This window comes from Mesorhizobium sp. P2_D6 (assembly GCF_056404315.1).
Genome location: NZ_JBFUEG010000003.1, coordinates 115,434 through 130,643 on the forward strand (window position 1 = coordinate 115,434; position 15,210 = coordinate 130,643).

A 15,210-nucleotide genomic window follows, 5' to 3' on the forward strand; every position below is an offset into this window, starting at 1 on the left:
CAGTTTTGTGCGTTGCAAAATGACAGCCGCCGGCGGCCTGCCGCGGGCGAGCGTGTTCGAATTCAACGAAGAAGAATGACCGCCAAAGGCGGAGATTGGCACTTCAATGACAAATTATGGCGTCGACATGCTCTGGATCGTGATCCTGGCAAGCCTCGGCCTATCCGCCCTCGCCGTCCTGTTTTCGATATCCCGGCGCCGCGACAGCCACGCACCGGCCGTTGCCCGCGCGGCTGGTGAGGATGTGGCGGCGGAAGCGGCGCGCAAGGTCATGCGCGAGTTCGAAAAGAACGGCCAGTCCGCCGATGCCGCACTGGTGACATGGTCACCCGAGACCTTGCGCAAGATCCTCGCCGACGACCTTCCGGACGCCCAGGTCATCGTCGTCTCCAACCGCGAACCTTATATCCACAACGTCAAGGACAATGGCGTCGAGCTTGTCGTGCCTGCCAGCGGGCTGGTGTCGGCGCTGGAGCCTATCACACGCGCGTGCGGCGGCACCTGGATCGCCTATGGCGGCGGTAGCGCGGACCGCCTCACTGTGGACGACAACGACCGCGTGCCAGTGCCGCCGGACAAGCCGTCCTACACGCTGCGCCGCGTATGGCTGAGCGAGGACGAATATCAAGGCTACTATCTCGGATTTGCCAATGAAGGCCTGTGGCCGCTCTGCCATATCGCCTTCACCCGGCCGATCTTCCGCGCCTCGGACTGGGAAGCCTATGAGGCCGTCAACCGCAAGTTCGCCGATACGGTTGTGGCAGAGGCGCGCAACGAGCGGCCGATCGTGCTGGTCCAGGACTACCATTTCGCGCTGCTGCCGCGCATGATCCGCGAGCGCCTGCCTGAGGCGATCGTCATCACCTTCTGGCATATCCCCTGGCCGAACTCCGAAGTCTTCAGCATCTGCCCATGGCGCGAACGCATCCTCGAGGGGTTGCTCGGCAGCTCGATCATCGGCTTCCACACCCAGTTCCACGCCAACAATTTTACCGAAAGCGTCGATCGCTTCCTGGAAAGCCGTATCGAGCGCGCCGATGCGGCGATCTCCTACGGTGGCCAGACGACGCTGGTGCACGCCTACCCCATCTCCATCGAATGGCCGGCCGAACTTCTGTCGAAGCTGCCCACAGTCGAGGAATGCCGAACCCGTCTGCGCGACAGGTTCGGCCTCAAGGCCGACGTCAAGCTCTGCATCGGCGTCGAACGACTGGACTACACCAAGGGCATTCTCGACCGCTTTCAGGCTTTGGACGAATTGTTCACGCGCCATCCCGAATGGATCGGCAGACTGGTCTTCCTGCAGTTCGCGGCGCCCAGCCGCGGCACGCTGCCGGCCTACCAGCAACTGCATGACGAATGCATGCGCTATGCCGACGAGCTCAATCAGCGCTATGGCAGCAGCGACGGCTACAAGCCGGTCATCATGGTGGCCGAACATCACTCGCAGGAACAGGTCTACGAGATCTATCGCGCTGCCGACATCTGCATGGTCACCAGCCTGCATGACGGCATGAATCTTGTCGCCAAGGAATTCGTCGCCGCGCGCGACGACGAGCAGGGCGTGCTGTTGCTCAGCACATTTGCCGGTGCGTCGCGCGAACTGCTCGAGGCGCTGATCGTCAATCCCTACGATGCGGCGATGATGAGCGATGCACTGCTGCAGGCGCTGACCATGTCGCCGGACGAACAGCGCGAGCGCATGCGCCCGATGCGCGAGATGGTGCGCGACAACAATGTCTATCGCTGGGCCGGCAGCATGCTGCTGGACGCGGCGCGGCTGCGCAAACGCAGCGATCTCGACCGGGCGACGGGTGTCACCGAACGGCCTGCAACCACCGACAGCAACATCGTCTCGCTTTTCGATCGCATGCGGAGGGTGGCGTCATGAATAGTCTACCGAAGGCATTGGGCCTGCCAGCAGCACCCGACCTGCCGGAAGGACAATGGGCACTTTTCCTCGACATTGACGGCACCTTGCTCGAACACGTCGCCCACCCGGACGCGGTGTCCGTCAGCGACGAGTTGCGCAGTCTGCTCGGCGCCATCGACGAACGGCTGGGCGGCGCAGTCGCCTTCATCACCGGCCGCTCGGTGGAAGTCGCCGACCGCCTGTTCCATCCGCTGAAGCTGCGCGTTGCTGGCCTGTATGGGCTGGAACACCGGCTGACACCTGATGGTCCCATCGTTGTGGCGGATGCTCCCGCCGATATAGCTGCCCTCGCCGACGCCATTGAGGCCGATTTGGATGACGGCCTGGTTCATATCGAGCGCAAGGGTCCGATCCTTGCCATTCATACGCGTGCGGCGCCGCATCTACTGGCCAGGGCTACCCAGCTTGTCGAGCAGGCATTGGCCGGGCTCCCCAAGGGCTACCGCGTCATTCCGGGAAATGCCGGTGTCGAGCTGATGCCGCTCGAGGCGGCCAAGGGCGCTGCCGTGCGGCGTTTCATGGCGATCCCGCCCTTTGCCGGGCGGCGGCCGGTCTTCCTCGGCGACGACACCGCCGATGAAAACGGTTTCGAGGCGATCAACGAAGCCGGCGGCATCTCGATCCGGGTCAGGCCGCGCGGTCCCACCGCAGCTCAATACCGGCTCGACGATGTCACCCGCGCCATAGCTTGGCTTGCCGCAAATTTCGAAGCGTCAGCGGGCCTCGACCGCAAAGCATCTTGATCACGATCACTGTCGGATCGAATCGAACCCACAGCGGCTGCGCCCCGTCTCCGACAAACGCCGATCGATAAGCGCGATTCTCGTTGAATATCTTTAAGGCCAAAGCCGCCAAATGGATTGCTTGCCGGTTCCCTTGCGTCAGGCATAACCTGCGCTGCATCGCGTGGAGGCGCGTTTGGCAAAAGGGGAGGATTACACCGTGACAATACAAGGCGCATCGCCTGGCCTGTACAATGAGGACCTCGCTCCGGCGAAGGTGCGGAACTGGGGGCCATTTTCGATCTTCAACGTGTGGACGTCGGACGTCCACAGCCTGTGGGGCTATTACCTCGCTGCCAGCCTGTTCCTGTTTTGCGGCGGCTTCGTCAATTTCATCATCGCCATCGGCATCGGTTCGCTGATCATCTACGTGCTGATGAACATGGTCGGCTATGCCGGCGTGAAGACCGGCGTGCCCTACCCCGTTCTGGCGCGCGCCTCGTTCGGCATCTGGGGCGCCAACATCCCGGCCCTGGTGCGCGCCATCGTCGCGTGCTTCTGGTACGGCGCGCAGACTGCCGCGGCCTCCGGCGCCATCGTGGCGCTTCTGACGCGGCTGCCGTGGTTCAACGAGTTCAACCAGACCTCGCATCTTCTTGGCCATTCCACCCTGGAGGTGATCTGCTTCGTCGTCATCTGGGCGCTGCAGCTCCTGATCATCCAGAAGGGCATGGAGACAGTGCGCCGCTTCCAGGATTGGGCGGGACCTGCGGTGTGGGTGATGATGCTGCTCCTGGCGATCTATCTCTGCATCAAATCAGGAACCTTCGCTTTCACCAGTGATATTCCGATGGACGTGCTGCGCGAAAAGACCGCCGATGCCGGCATTCCGGGCGATCCCGGGTCGTGGACGGCACTGTTCGGGGTCGCAGCGATCTGGGTGACCTATTTCTCGGCGCTCTATCTCAATTTTTGCGACTTCGCCCGCTACGCGCCGGACAAGGCCGCGCTGCGCAAGGGCAACATCTGGGGCCTGCCGGTGAACCTGATCCTGTTCTCGCTGGTCGCCGGCGTCACCACGATCGCTGCCTATGACGTCTACCACGAAGTGCTGCTGCATCCCGACCAGATCTCGGCCAAGTTCGACAGCTGGTTCCTGGCAGCCCTTGCGGCGTTAACCTTTGCAGTGGCGACGCTCGGCATCAACGTGGTGGCCAATTTCGTCTCGCCGGCCTTCGACTTCTCCAACGTCTTCCCGCGCCAGATCGACTTCAAGAAGGGCGGCTACATCGCGGCGGTGATCGCGCTGGTGCTCTATCCCTTCGCACCGTGGGAAGGCAGTGCCGCGCATTTTGTCGGCATCATCGGCGCGACGATGGGGCCGATCTTCGGCGTCATGATGGTCGACTATTACCTGATCCGCAAAGGCGAGGTCGACGTCGAGGCGCTCTACCGCGAGGAAGGCGAGTTCCGCTTCCAGGGCGGCTGGCACGTCAATGCCTTCATCGCCGCCGGCATCGGCGCCATCTTCTCGTCGATCCTGCCCAACTTCACCAGTTGGCTGCCGGCCTGGTGGGGCGTCTATGGCTGGTTCTTCGGCGTGGCGATTGCCGGCGCCATCTACTACGTGCTGCGCACGATGGCTCTGGGTGCTGGAGCGAAGACGGCGAAGGCATGAAATGGAGGGAATAAGGCAGTAGGGCAGTAAGGGAGTAGGGAAATAGGAGCCCTACTGCCCTACTGCCCTACTGCCCTACTGCCCTACTGCCCTACTGCGCTACTGCCTATTCTTCCCACCATCTCAGCCAACCTCCGCACCGTGTTCCAGTTGCGTGCGGTGCCGATGCCCATGCGTTTGTGGTTCATCGCCGCAAGCAGGCGGGAGCTTGGCCGCTCGCGCGAAAAGACGACCCAGATGTCGCCGTCGACCGAAGCCACCTTCTCATCCTCGGCGGCATAGGCCTGGAGCGCTGCTACACCGTCCATGGGCGCGGGCTTGCGCATGATCCGCACCGCCACCTGATCGCCGGTTTCGGCCGACTCGACTGGGAATGGATTGCCGGCGGCGAGTTTCAGCCAGTCCTCGGCAGTGCGCACGATGATGACGACATGGCGGCCGAAGGTCTTTTCGAAGGCCGTTTCGAGCCGCTGTTCCAGCCTGGTGATATCCGCCGCTCGCGCCTCGAAGACCAGATTGCCGGTCGCTACCAGTGTGCGCGGGTTCTTCAGTCCGAGGCCTTCGGCCATCGCCTTGAGGTCGGACATGACGACCCGGCGACCTTCGCCGAGGATGATGCTGTAGAGCAGCGCGACATAGGTCTTCACCGGCGCCGCCAGCGGCCTATACCAGCCGCGACTGGTCCACCGCAGCCGAGATGAAGCTGGCGAACAGCGGATGCGGCTCAAGCGGCCGACTTTTCAGTTCCGGGTGATACTGGACGCCGATGAACCAGGGATGGTCGGGGTATTCGACCGTTTCCGGCAGCACGCCGTCGGGCGACATGCCGGCAAACACCAGGCCGCAATCTTCCAGCCGCTCCTTGTAGTCGACATTGACCTCGTAGCGGTGGCGGTGGCGCTCGGAAATCTGGGTGTCACCGTAGATCTCGGCGATCTTCGATCCCTTGGTGAGCTCGGCCTGATAGGCGCCGAGCCGCATCGTGCCGCCGAGATCGCCGGTCTCCCGGCGCTTCTCCAGCATGTTGCCTTTCAGCCATTCGGTCATCAGGCCAACGACCGGCTCGTCGGTCGGGCCGAATTCGGTCGACGAGGCATGCTCGACGCCGGCCAGCGAGCGCGCCGCCTCGATGCAGGCCATCTGCATGCCGAAGCAGATGCCGAAATACGGCACCTTGCGCTCACGGGCGAATTTGGCCGCCAGGATCTTGCCTTCGGAGCCGCGCTCGCCGAAGCCGCCGGGCACCAGGATGCCATGCACCTTTTCCAGCCACGGCGTCGGGTCTTCCTTTTCGAAGATCTCGCTTTCGATCCAGTCGAGCTTGACCTTGACGCGGTTGGCCATGCCGCCATGCGACAGCGCCTCGATCAGCGATTTGTAGGCGTCCTTGAGGCCGGTATATTTGCCGACGACGGCAATGGTGACCTCGCCTTCCGGATTGTGGATGCGGTTGGACACCGCCTGCCAGGGCTCCATGCGCGGCTTGGGCGCCGGGTCGATGCCGAAGGCGGCCAGCACTTCCGAATCGAGCCCTTCCTTGTGATAGGCCATCGGCACGTCATAGATGTGCGGCACGTCGAGCGCCTGAATGACGGCGCTTTCCCGGACATTGCAGAACAGCGACAGCTTTCTGCGCTCTTCCTTGGGGATGGCGCGGTCGGCGCGGACCAGCAGGATGTCGGGCGCAATGCCGATGCCGCGCAGTTCCTTGACTGAATGCTGGGTCGGCTTGGTTTTCAGTTCGCCGGCCGTCGGGATGTAGGGCATCAAGGTCAGATGGACATAGACGGCGTTGTTGCGCGGCAGGTCGTTGCCGAGCTGGCGGATCGCCTCCAGGAAAGGCATCGCCTCGATGTCGCCGACCGTGCCGCCGATCTCGCACAGCACGAAATCGTAGTCGTCATTGCCGTCGAGGACGAAATGCTTGATCTCGTCGGTGACGTGCGGAATAACCTGGACGGTCGCGCCGAGATAGTCGCCGCGCCGCTCACGCTCGATGATGTTCTTGTATATGCGGCCGGTGGTGATGTTGTCCTGCTGGTTGGCCGAGCGGCCGGTGAAACGCTCGTAATGGCCCAGATCGAGATCAGTCTCGGCGCCGTCATCGGTGACGAAGACCTCGCCATGCTGGTAAGGCGACATCGTGCCGGGATCGACATTGAGATAGGGATCGAGCTTTTTGATGCGTGCGCGATAGCCCCGCGCCTGCAAGAGAGCCCCAAGGGCCGCTGCGGCAATGCCTTTTCCAAGTGAGGAAACCACGCCGCCTGTGATGAATACATATCGCGCCATGGGAGTCATCGCTTAACGCGGCCGAATTGATTCCGCCAGAGAAAAAACCGCCGCTGAGGCTTTTTCCAGAGAAGGCGCGATAGTCCCGAGGTTCGAGACTGTAGTTCTTGGTCAAAACAAAAGGGCCGGCAGAAGCCGGCCCTTTCGGCAGAATTGGAAGAACGTCAGATGATGACGACCTTGGTGCCGACCCGGACGCGGCTGTAGAGGTCCATGACGTGCTCGTTGATCATCCGGAAGCAGCCATTGGAGGCGCTGGTTCCGATCGACTGCGGCGCGATGGTGCCGTGAATGCGCAGATGCGTGTCCTTCTTGCCGTCATAGAGATAGATGGCGCGGGCGCCGAGCGGGTTCTGACCGCCGCCGGGCATGCCGTCCTTGTACTGGCCATAGTGCTTGGGCTCGCGCTTCTGCATGTCCAGCGTCGGGATCCAGCGCGGCCATTCCTGCTTGTCGCCAACCGCAACCGTACCCTTGAATTGCAGGCCTTCGCGGCCGACCGCAATGGCATAGCGGCGGGCGGTGAAAGCCGATTCGACGAGGTAGAGACGGCGTGCGCTGGTATCGATGACGATGGTTCCCGGCTCATAACCGGTGAATTCGACGTCCTGCGGCACGAATTCCGGCTTCACCTTGAACTGCTTCTTGGCTTCGCGCTTGGCGAGCGCCTGATCGAGTGCCCGCGTCTCGGGAAGATAGGCAATCGAGGAGGCAGACGATGTGCCGCCGAACAGGCCGGCGAAGAGCCCCCCGCTCCTCGGCTTCTGGCCCGGGGCCTCGCTGCGCAATTCGCCATTGTTGCCGGTCAGCGCGACGTTCATCGCTTCGGTCGGGAGTGGTTCGGCCGACTCGATCGGCACGAGCGACGCAATCGGGTCAACTGGCGAGATGATCTTGGTGGTCTTCTTGGCCGGCTTGGCGTCGGCGACCACGACCGGCTTGCCCTTGCTGGCCAGGAAGGCCTGGCGCTGGGCGTCGGCCTTGGCTTTCGCCGCCTCGCGCATGGCCAGCTTGCGGGCCTCGAGCGCCTTGGCGCCGGCTGCCGCCTTGTCGGCGGCGATCTTGTCTTCGAGCTTGCTGATCTGAGCCAGATCATCCGAGCTCGGGTTCTTCTTCTTCTTGAGAAGCTTCAGCTGCGCCGCATCGCTCTTGGCGGCGACGTTGATGACAGCGGTGTTGCCAACCGCCTGCGGTGAGGTCATTGCCGGAGTGCCGGCGAAGGCCGCGGAGCTCATGCCGAATACGGCACAAAACCCCATGAAAATGAAGCTGCGAAGCTGCATAGCGAAGATCCGATCGTTCAGTGCTTGTTGCCCACGGCGTCGCCCGGCGCCCCCCAAGGGCGCAGAAAGTGCCGCGCGCAATCTATAATCGAAGTGCCGGAGCGGCCTCAAGCGGAACGCATGGTCGAATCTTCGTGATCAAGTGCATTTGCCGCGACTGTGTTGAAACAACAACAGATCGCGGCACTTGACCCTATCCGACTACTGGTTTGGAACCTGCGGCGTGACCGGCAAGGTGACGCCGTTGGCAGCCGGCGGCGTGGCCGAATCGGTCGCAGGCGATGTTGCCGGAGCTGGGGCCGGAGCCGTCGCCGGGGCTGTAGCAGGAGCGGTCGTCGGCGGCGTCGTGGCGGCGCCATTGCCCGAAGGCGCAGCCGGTGCGGTGGTGCCGGCAGGTGGCGTCGGCGCCGTCGTGCCGGGCAACTGGTTGAGCACGCCGTTGCCGCTGTCGGCCGGCACGCGGTCGAGAATGTCGATCGGCTTTTCGCCGTAGCGGGCAACGATCGAGAGTGTCAGCGACGTCACGAAGAAAGCCGCGGCCAGGATCGCCGTCGCCCGCGTCAGCGCATTGGCCGCACCGCGCGCGGTCATGAAACCGGAACCGCCGCCAATGCCGAGACCACCGCCTTCGGAGCGCTGCAGCAGCACCACGCCGACAAGGGCGAGCACGACCATGAGGTGGATGACGATCAGTACGGTTTCCATATTTTATCCTGGCAAGCCCTGCCGCTCCCTGGCGATCAGGGCCGGTGATGTGGAGGCGGCTCCATACAATGCTTTAACGGCATTTCCAAGCCCGTGGCCGGAATATGGGAAGCAATGCGCCCTTTGCAACGATTTCGGCCGCGGCGCGGCGTTTCATAAGTCGGCGAGGGAGCGGCCGAGCCTACGCGATATTCTCGTAGGCTTCGGCGATGGCGAGAAAATCCGCCGCCTTCAGGCTGGCGCCGCCGACGAGCGCGCCGTCGACGTTCTTGACGCCGAGCAGTTCGACCGCGTTGGACGGCTTGACCGAGCCGCCATAGAGGATGCGGATCTTGCCGGCCACTGCGGTGCCGAGCCCCTCCGACAGTTTTTCGCGAATATGCGCATGCGCCTCGGCCACGTCGTCGGCGGTTGGCGTCAGGCCGGTGCCGATCGCCCATACCGGTTCATAGGCGATGACGGTATTGGCCGGCGTTGCACTTGGCGGCACCGAGCCGGCGACCTGGCGCGACAGCACGTCGAGCGCGGCGCCCGCTTCGCGCTCGGCCTTGGTTTCGCCGATGCAGATGATGGCCACAAGCCCGGCGCGCCATGCGGCAGACGCCTTCGCCTGGACAGTCGCATCGTCCTCGCCACGCTGTTCCCGGCACTCGGAGTGGCCGACGATGACGTGGCTGGCGCCGGCATCCTTCAGCATCTCGGCCGAGATACAGCCGGTGAAGGCGCCGCTTTCCTTGATGTGGCAATCCTCGCCACCGGCCCGCACCGGCGTGCGCGACAGGATTTCGGCCGCGCGCGACAGCAAGGTCGCCGGCACGCAGACCAATGCTTCTGTCTCGGCATCGAGCCCGCTCATGAAGCCGTTGCCGATCATCCTGAGCTCGTTCAGCGAGGCGCTGGTGCCGTTCATTTTCCAGTTGCCGGCAACGAGCGGTCGAATTCCTGGCGTCATGGGATCTGGTTCTCCGGGCGACATTGGGGTCTCGCCCTCCCTACCAAAATCAGGCCACAAAGCAATCGACAGTGAGCCGGAAGGGCGCTATTGCGCTTGTTTCAGACTCGGGCGCACACGAAAGTGCGGAAAAATCGGAAGTAACAATGCTTGGTATATTGAGAAGCGCGGCGGGGACCTGGGTCGCGAAGACCCTGCTGTTACTGCTGGTGGCGAGCTTTGCCGCCTGGGGCGTTACCACCCGCTTGGCGGGCGGCTTCATGGCCGGCCATCACGCGGTCATAACCGCCGGCAGCACCACCGTGTCGATCACCGAATACCGCCTCGCCTACGATCGCCAGATCAACATGCTGCAGCAGCAGATCGGCCAGCGCATCAGCCGCGAGCAGGCCAAGGCCTATGGCATCGACAACCAGGTGCTGGCGCAGCTTGTGTCGGGCGCCGTCCTCGACGAACAGGCGCGCAAGCTCGGACTTGGCTTCTCCAAGGACAGGCTGGCCGAACTGACGCGCCAGGAACCTGCCTTCCAGGGCCCGAATGGCCAGTTCGATCGCCGGCTGTTCGAATCCCGGCTGCGCGAACTCGGCATGCGGCCGGAGGACTATCTGAAGAACCGGGCTCAGGTGGCGGTGCGCCAGCAGATCGTCGAGGCGGTTTCGGACGGCCTCAAGGCTCCGGACACCTTCTTCAAGGCGGTCGCGCTCTATCGCGGCGAAGACCGCACCATCGACTATTTGACCTTGCCGAAGGCGCTGGTCGAGCCGATCCAGGCACCATCCGACAGCGTGCTTCAGGCCTATTTCGAGACCAACAAGAAAACCTACGCGGCGCCGGAATACCGCAAATTCTCCTATGTCCGGCTCGAGCCTGAAGACATCATGGATATCAGCGCCGTGACCGACCAGCAGGTCAGCGACGACTACAACAAGAACAAAGGGCGCTACACCACGCCGGAAATGCGCACCATCGAACAGCTGGTGTTTCCGACGCTGGACGCCGCCAAGGCCGCGTCCGATTCGCTGAAGACGGGCGCCACCTTCGACAAGATCGTCACCGCGCAAGGAAAGACCCAGGCCGATACGCTGCTTGGCACGCTCTCCAAGGACAAGATCAGCGACAAGGCGGTCGCCGATGCCGCATTCGCGCTTGCCGTCAACGAAGTCAGCTCGGTCGTCCAGGGCACGTTCGGCCCGGTGCTTTTGCGCGTCACCGAGATCAAGCCGGAAGTGGTGAAGCCGCTGGCCGAAGTGTCTGACCAGATCCGCAAGGATCTGGCACTGGGCGAAGCAAGCCGCATCCTGCTCGACGTGCACGACAATTACGAAGACACCCGCGCCGCCGGCAGCACGCTCGCCGAAGCCGCCGCCAAACTGAAGCTCAAGGACGTCACCGTCGAGGCCATCGACCGCACCGGCCTCAAGCCGGACGGGACCATCATCAAAGACCTGCCGGCATCGCCTGACCTGATCAAGGCGGTGTTCGAGGCTGAGCCCAACACCGAGAATGAAGCCCTGACCACGACCAACAATGGCTTCGTATTCTACGAGCTGACATCGATCACGCCGGCTCGCGACCGCACGCTGGACGAGGTTCGCCAGAGGGTGGTGGCCGACTGGACGACCGAGGAAACGACCAAGCGGCTGACCGCGAAGGCAGACGAACTCGACAAACGCCTCAAGGCCGGCACCACACTCGATGTCATCGCCCGCGAACTGAAGCTCGAAAAGCAGACCAAGCGCGGCGTGAAGCGCGAGGCCGACGACGTCGATTTCGGCAAGGACGGCGCTGCAGCGATGTTCGGCGTCGGCGAAGGCGGCACAGGGCTGATCCCCTCGCCCACCGGCGAAGGCCAGATTCTGTTCAAGGTGGCCGAAGTGTTCGAGCCGGCCGGAGCCGACGCCAGTTCGGTTCCCGACGACGCGCAGAAATCCTTCACGCAAGGCATGTCCGACGATCTGCTCGACCAGTTGGTGGCGCAATTGCAGACGCAATACGCCGTCAGCATCGACCAGGCCGCCGTTGCACAAGCCGTAGCCCAATGAACGTTTTGGCCCTATGAGCGCCCTCAAGATCCATATCGCCAAGGTCGCCACCGGGACCGCGCTTACCTTCGAGGAAGCGCGCGAAGCCTTCGACATCATCATGTCGGGCGACGCGACGCCGGGCCAGATCGGCGGCTTCCTGATGGCGCTGCGCGTGCGCGGCGAGACGGTGAGCGAGATCTCCGGCGCCGTTGCCACCATGCGCGCCAAGATGCTGCGCGTCGAAGCGCCTGAAGGCGCCATCGACATCGTCGGCACCGGCGGCGACAACTCCCATTCGGTCAACATCTCGACGGCTTCGGCCTTCGTCATCGCCGGTTGCGGCGTGCCGGTGGCAAAGCATGGCAATCGCGGCCTGTCGTCGCTGACGGGCGCCGCCGACGTGCTGGTTGCGCTCGGCGTCAAGATCGATATCCCGCCGGAGACGATCGGCCGCTGCATCCATGAGGCCGGCGTCGGCTTCATGTTCGCGCCGGCGCATCATCCGGCGATGAAGCATGTCGGCCCGACCCGCGTCGAGCTCGGCACCCGCACCATCTTCAACCTGCTTGGCCCGCTGTCCAATCCGGCCAGCGTCAGCCGCCAGATGGTCGGCGTTTTCCTGCCGGAATGGATCGTGCCGGTGGCCGAGACGTTGAAAGCGCTGGGCACAGACCACGCCTGGGTCGTCCATGGCGACGGCTATGACGAGATCACCACCACTGGCGAGACGCAAGTTGCGGAACTGGCCGGCGGCGAGATCCGCCATTTTACGCTCTCCCCCGAAGCGGTCGGTTTGCAGCGCCACACCAAGGACGAGTTGCGCGGCGGCGACGCCGCCTACAACGCCAAGGCGTTGCGCGACATGCTGGGCGGCGCTGCCGGCGCCTATCGCGACACGGTGCTGATGAATGCCGGCGCCGGCATGGTGGTGGCGGGCAAGGCGACAACGCTGGCCGACGGCATGGCGGCGGCGGCACAAGCCATCGACAGCGGCCGGGCGCTCGGCGTGCTCGACAGGCTGGTCGAGATTTCGAACGGATAGAGCCGTGGCTGACATTCTGCGCAAGATCGAGGCCTACAAGCGTGACGAGATCGCGGCTGCGAAAGCGCGGATCCCGCTGGCCGAGATCAAGGCGCGGGCCAAGGACGCGGACGCGCCGCGCGGCTTTCTCAGGGCGCTCGAGGCGAAGCGTAGGTCGGGCAACTTTGCCCTGATCGCCGAAATCAAGAAGGCGAGCCCTTCCAAAGGGTTGATCCGCGCCGATTTCGACCCGCCGGCGCTGGCGCAAGCCTATCAGAAAGGCGGCGCTGCCTGTCTTTCGGTGCTGACCGATGCGCCGTCCTTCCAGGGCGCGCCGGAATTTCTCACCAACGCGCGCAAGGCGGTGTCGCTGCCGGCGCTGCGCAAGGATTTCCTGTTCGATCCCTACCAGGTCTACGAGGCACGCGCCTGGGGCGCCGACGCCATCTTGATCATCATGGCCAGCGTCGATGATGCGCTGGCAAGCGAACTGGAAGCGACCGCATTCGAACTCGGCATGGATGCGCTGATCGAGGTGCATGACGAGGCCGAGACGCAGCGCGCGGTAAAACTGTCATCGCAGCTGATCGGCATCAACAACCGCAACCTCAGGACATTCGAGACCAGTCTCGAAACTTCGGAGCGTCTGGCGTCGATGGTGCCGGGAGGCCGCTTGTTGGTCAGCGAGAGCGGCATTTTCAGCCACGACGACTGCCTCAGGATGCAAAAGACCGGCATCGAAACCTTCCTCGTCGGCGAAAGCCTGATGCGGCAAGAGGATGTCGCGGCGGCAACGCGCCTGCTTTTGACAGGCAAGGCGACGGCAGAGGCCATCTGACGATGACAGCCGCCCTCACCCATCTCGGCGCCAAGGGCGAGGCCAACATGGTCGATGTCGGCGACAAGGAGGAGACGACGCGCACGGCAATCGCGGAGGGCTTTGTCTCGATGCGGCCTGAAACCCTGAAGATGATCCTCGATGGCGACGCCAAGAAGGGCGATGTGCTGGGCACAGCGCGCATCGCCGGCATCATGGCGGCCAAGAAGACGCATGAGCTGATCCCGCTCTGCCATCCGCTGCTGTTGACCAAGGTGTCGGTCGACATCGAGCCGGACCCCGCTTTGCCCGGCCTCAGGGTCACCGCGCTCGCCCGCGTCACCGGCAAGACCGGGGTCGAGATGGAGGCGCTGACCGCGGCATCCGTGGCCTGCCTGACCATATACGACATGGCCAAGGCGGCCGACCGCGCCATGGTGATTTCCGGCATAAGGCTGGTGGAAAAGACCGGCGGCAAGTCCGGCGACTACAAGGCGGGTTCGTAAATGGCGCTGGTTCCGGTCGCCGAGGCGCTTCAACGCCTCCTCGACGGCGCTGCGGCGCTACCGGGTGAAAGCATCGCGCTGGCCGATGCGGCCGGCCGGGTGCTGGCGGAGCCTGTCGTGGCGCTACGCACCCAGCCGCCCTTCAACGCCTCAGCCATGGACGGCTATGCCGCGCGGGCGCAGGATGTGGCATCCGCCCCGACGCGGCTTTCGGTGATCGGCATGGCGCCGGCCGGCCGCGGCTTTGCCGGCTCAGTCGGCAGGGCGGAGGCTGTCCGCATTTTTACCGGCGCGCCGCTGCCCGAAGGTGCCGACACGATCGTCATCCAGGAGAATGTCCGCGACCTTGGCAATGGCCATATCGAGGTCACCGAGCCGACCGCAAAAGACTGTAATATCCGCCGTCGTGGATTGGATTTCTCGCAAGGCGACCTGCTCCTGCAACAAGGTCGCGTGCTCGATCCGGCCGCATTGTCGCTTGCGGCGTCGGCCAATCATCCACTGCTCAACGTCGTGCGCCGGCCGCTGGTCGCCATCATCGCCACCGGCGACGAGTTGCTGCCGCCGGGGCGTGACCCCGGTCCGGATCAGATCATCTCCTCCAACGCTTACGGCGTCGCGGCCGCCGCGCAGTCTGTCGGCGCCGAAGCGCTTGATCTCGGCATCGCGGCAGATCGCAAGGCCGACATAGCGGCGCTGGTGCGCAAGGCGGTCGCGGCAAAGGCCGACGTCATCGTCACGCTCGGCGGCGCCTCGGTTGGCGACCACGACCTCGTGCACGACGTGCTGACCGGCGAAGGCATGAAGCTCGATTTCTGGAAGCTCGCCATGCGCCCGGGCAAGCCGCTGATGTTCGGGCGTCTCGGCGACATCAGGTGCATCGGCCTGCCCGGCAATCCCGTGGCGAGCCTGGTCTGTTCGCAGCTGTTCTTGAAGCCGCTTTTGGCGCAGCTCGGCGGCCGCACGTACCGGCAGGACATCCGCCCGGCGCAGCTTGGCGCCGCGATGGCGGCCAATGATCTGAGGCAAGACTATGTGCGCGCCGTGGTGAGCGAAGAAACCGGCGCACGGGTGGCGACGCCGTTCGGCATCCAGGATTCCTCGATGCTGAGAATGCTGGCCGACGCCAACGGCTTGATCGTGCGCGAGCCCTTCGCTCCGGCCGCCGCCGCGGGTGCCGCCTGCAGCGTCCTGATGTTACGCTGAACAAAACGTCAACACATTCATTAAACTTTAAAAGGTTGCGGAACACAACTGGAACAGATAGTGTTTGTTCT

The 15,210-nt window shown here is 63.9% G+C and carries 13 protein-coding genes; 8 read left to right on the forward strand and 5 right to left on the reverse strand.

From position 1 onward, the window contains the following. The first annotated feature begins 106 nt into the window (after positions 1 to 106). The 3 genes from AC1D1L_RS06920 (at position 107) to AC1D1L_RS06930 (ending at position 4,333) form a co-directional block, all read left to right on the forward strand. Complete coding sequence (locus tag AC1D1L_RS06920; RefSeq protein ID WP_477339985.1) at positions 107 to 1,891, forward strand: alpha,alpha-trehalose-phosphate synthase (UDP-forming); 1,785 nt, start codon at positions 107 to 109, stop codon at positions 1,889 to 1,891. After that, positions 1,888 to 2,676 (forward strand): trehalose-phosphatase, encoded by a 789-nt coding sequence (gene otsB, locus AC1D1L_RS06925; RefSeq protein ID WP_477339987.1) that lies wholly within the window; start codon positions 1,888 to 1,890, stop codon positions 2,674 to 2,676. The genes AC1D1L_RS06920 and otsB overlap by 4 nt, the downstream gene beginning before the upstream one ends. Before the next feature lie 199 nt (positions 2,677 to 2,875). Continuing rightward, positions 2,876 to 4,333 (forward strand): NCS1 family nucleobase:cation symporter-1, encoded by a 1,458-nt coding sequence (locus tag AC1D1L_RS06930; RefSeq protein ID WP_477339989.1) that lies wholly within the window; start codon positions 2,876 to 2,878, stop codon positions 4,331 to 4,333. 83 nt (positions 4,334 to 4,416) lie between these two features. Here the strand turns inward: AC1D1L_RS06930 and AC1D1L_RS06935 are convergent, their stop codons facing one another. From AC1D1L_RS06935 to tpiA, 5 genes are all read right to left on the reverse strand, one after another. Further along, a complete protein-coding gene (locus AC1D1L_RS06935) occupies positions 4,417 to 4,980 on the reverse strand; it encodes a DUF1697 domain-containing protein (protein WP_477339991.1) in 564 nt (187 codons plus the stop codon). A 16-nt stretch (positions 4,981 to 4,996) separates the two neighbouring features. After that, complete coding sequence (locus AC1D1L_RS06940) at positions 4,997 to 6,634, reverse strand: CTP synthase (RefSeq protein WP_112561656.1); 1,638 nt, start codon at positions 6,632 to 6,634, stop codon at positions 4,997 to 4,999. A 155-nt stretch (positions 6,635 to 6,789) separates the two neighbouring features. Further along, positions 6,790 to 7,908 (reverse strand): L,D-transpeptidase, encoded by a 1,119-nt coding sequence (locus tag AC1D1L_RS06945; protein ID WP_477339993.1) that lies wholly within the window; start codon positions 7,906 to 7,908, stop codon positions 6,790 to 6,792. A 201-nt stretch (positions 7,909 to 8,109) separates the two neighbouring features. Next, entirely contained in the window at positions 8,110 to 8,613 is a 504-nt protein-coding gene (gene secG, locus AC1D1L_RS06950) for a preprotein translocase subunit SecG (protein ID WP_477339995.1), read from the reverse strand. Positions 8,614 to 8,794: 181 nt separating this feature from the next. Next, positions 8,795 to 9,565, reverse strand: coding sequence for a triose-phosphate isomerase (gene tpiA, locus AC1D1L_RS06955; protein ID WP_477339996.1), 771 nt, complete (start codon positions 9,563 to 9,565; stop codon positions 8,795 to 8,797). A 146-nt stretch (positions 9,566 to 9,711) separates the two neighbouring features. Here tpiA and AC1D1L_RS06960 point away from each other — a divergent pair, with 146 nt between their 5' ends. From AC1D1L_RS06960 to AC1D1L_RS06980, 5 genes are read left to right on the forward strand one after another with little or no spacing between them, the layout of a single operon-like run. Beyond that, positions 9,712 to 11,607 (forward strand): peptidyl-prolyl cis-trans isomerase, encoded by a 1,896-nt coding sequence (locus AC1D1L_RS06960; RefSeq protein ID WP_477339998.1) that lies wholly within the window; start codon positions 9,712 to 9,714, stop codon positions 11,605 to 11,607. Between the two features lie 13 nt (positions 11,608 to 11,620). Further along, positions 11,621 to 12,631 (forward strand): anthranilate phosphoribosyltransferase, encoded by a 1,011-nt coding sequence (gene trpD, locus AC1D1L_RS06965; RefSeq protein WP_477339999.1) that lies wholly within the window; start codon positions 11,621 to 11,623, stop codon positions 12,629 to 12,631. Between the two features lie 4 nt (positions 12,632 to 12,635). Beyond that, the gene (gene trpC, locus AC1D1L_RS06970; protein WP_477340001.1) at positions 12,636 to 13,448 is read left to right on the forward strand and encodes an indole-3-glycerol phosphate synthase TrpC; all 813 of its coding nucleotides are present in this window, start codon (positions 12,636 to 12,638) and stop codon (positions 13,446 to 13,448) included. 2 nt (positions 13,449 to 13,450) lie between these two features. After that, the gene (moaC, locus tag AC1D1L_RS06975; RefSeq protein WP_477340003.1) at positions 13,451 to 13,933 is read left to right on the forward strand and encodes a cyclic pyranopterin monophosphate synthase MoaC; all 483 of its coding nucleotides are present in this window, start codon (positions 13,451 to 13,453) and stop codon (positions 13,931 to 13,933) included. Beyond that, entirely contained in the window at positions 13,934 to 15,139 is a 1,206-nt protein-coding gene (locus tag AC1D1L_RS06980) for a molybdopterin molybdotransferase MoeA (protein WP_477340005.1), read from the forward strand. Positions 15,140 to 15,210: the final 71 nt, after the last annotated feature.

What these genes read in the sequence shown, in the direction of transcription:
- AC1D1L_RS06945 (WP_477339993.1), bottom strand. Translation starts at nt 7,908, where the DNA reads ATGCAGCTTCGCAGCTTCATTTTCATGGGGTTTTGTGCCGTATTCGGC.
- AC1D1L_RS06920 (WP_477339985.1), top strand. Translation starts at nt 107, where the DNA reads ATGACAAATTATGGCGTCGACATGCTCTGGATCGTGATCCTGGCAAGC.
- otsB (WP_477339987.1), top strand. Translation starts at nt 1,888, where the DNA reads ATGAATAGTCTACCGAAGGCATTGGGCCTGCCAGCAGCACCCGACCTG.
- secG (WP_477339995.1), bottom strand. Translation starts at nt 8,613, where the DNA reads ATGGAAACCGTACTGATCGTCATCCACCTCATGGTCGTGCTCGCCCTT.
- AC1D1L_RS06980 (WP_477340005.1), top strand. Translation starts at nt 13,934, where the DNA reads ATGGCGCTGGTTCCGGTCGCCGAGGCGCTTCAACGCCTCCTCGACGGC.
- moaC (WP_477340003.1), top strand. Translation starts at nt 13,451, where the DNA reads ATGACAGCCGCCCTCACCCATCTCGGCGCCAAGGGCGAGGCCAACATG.
- trpD (WP_477339999.1), top strand. Translation starts at nt 11,621, where the DNA reads ATGAGCGCCCTCAAGATCCATATCGCCAAGGTCGCCACCGGGACCGCG.
- AC1D1L_RS06960 (WP_477339998.1), top strand. Translation starts at nt 9,712, where the DNA reads ATGCTTGGTATATTGAGAAGCGCGGCGGGGACCTGGGTCGCGAAGACC.
- AC1D1L_RS06940 (WP_112561656.1), bottom strand. Translation starts at nt 6,634, where the DNA reads ATGACTCCCATGGCGCGATATGTATTCATCACAGGCGGCGTGGTTTCC.
- tpiA (WP_477339996.1), bottom strand. Translation starts at nt 9,565, where the DNA reads ATGACGCCAGGAATTCGACCGCTCGTTGCCGGCAACTGGAAAATGAAC.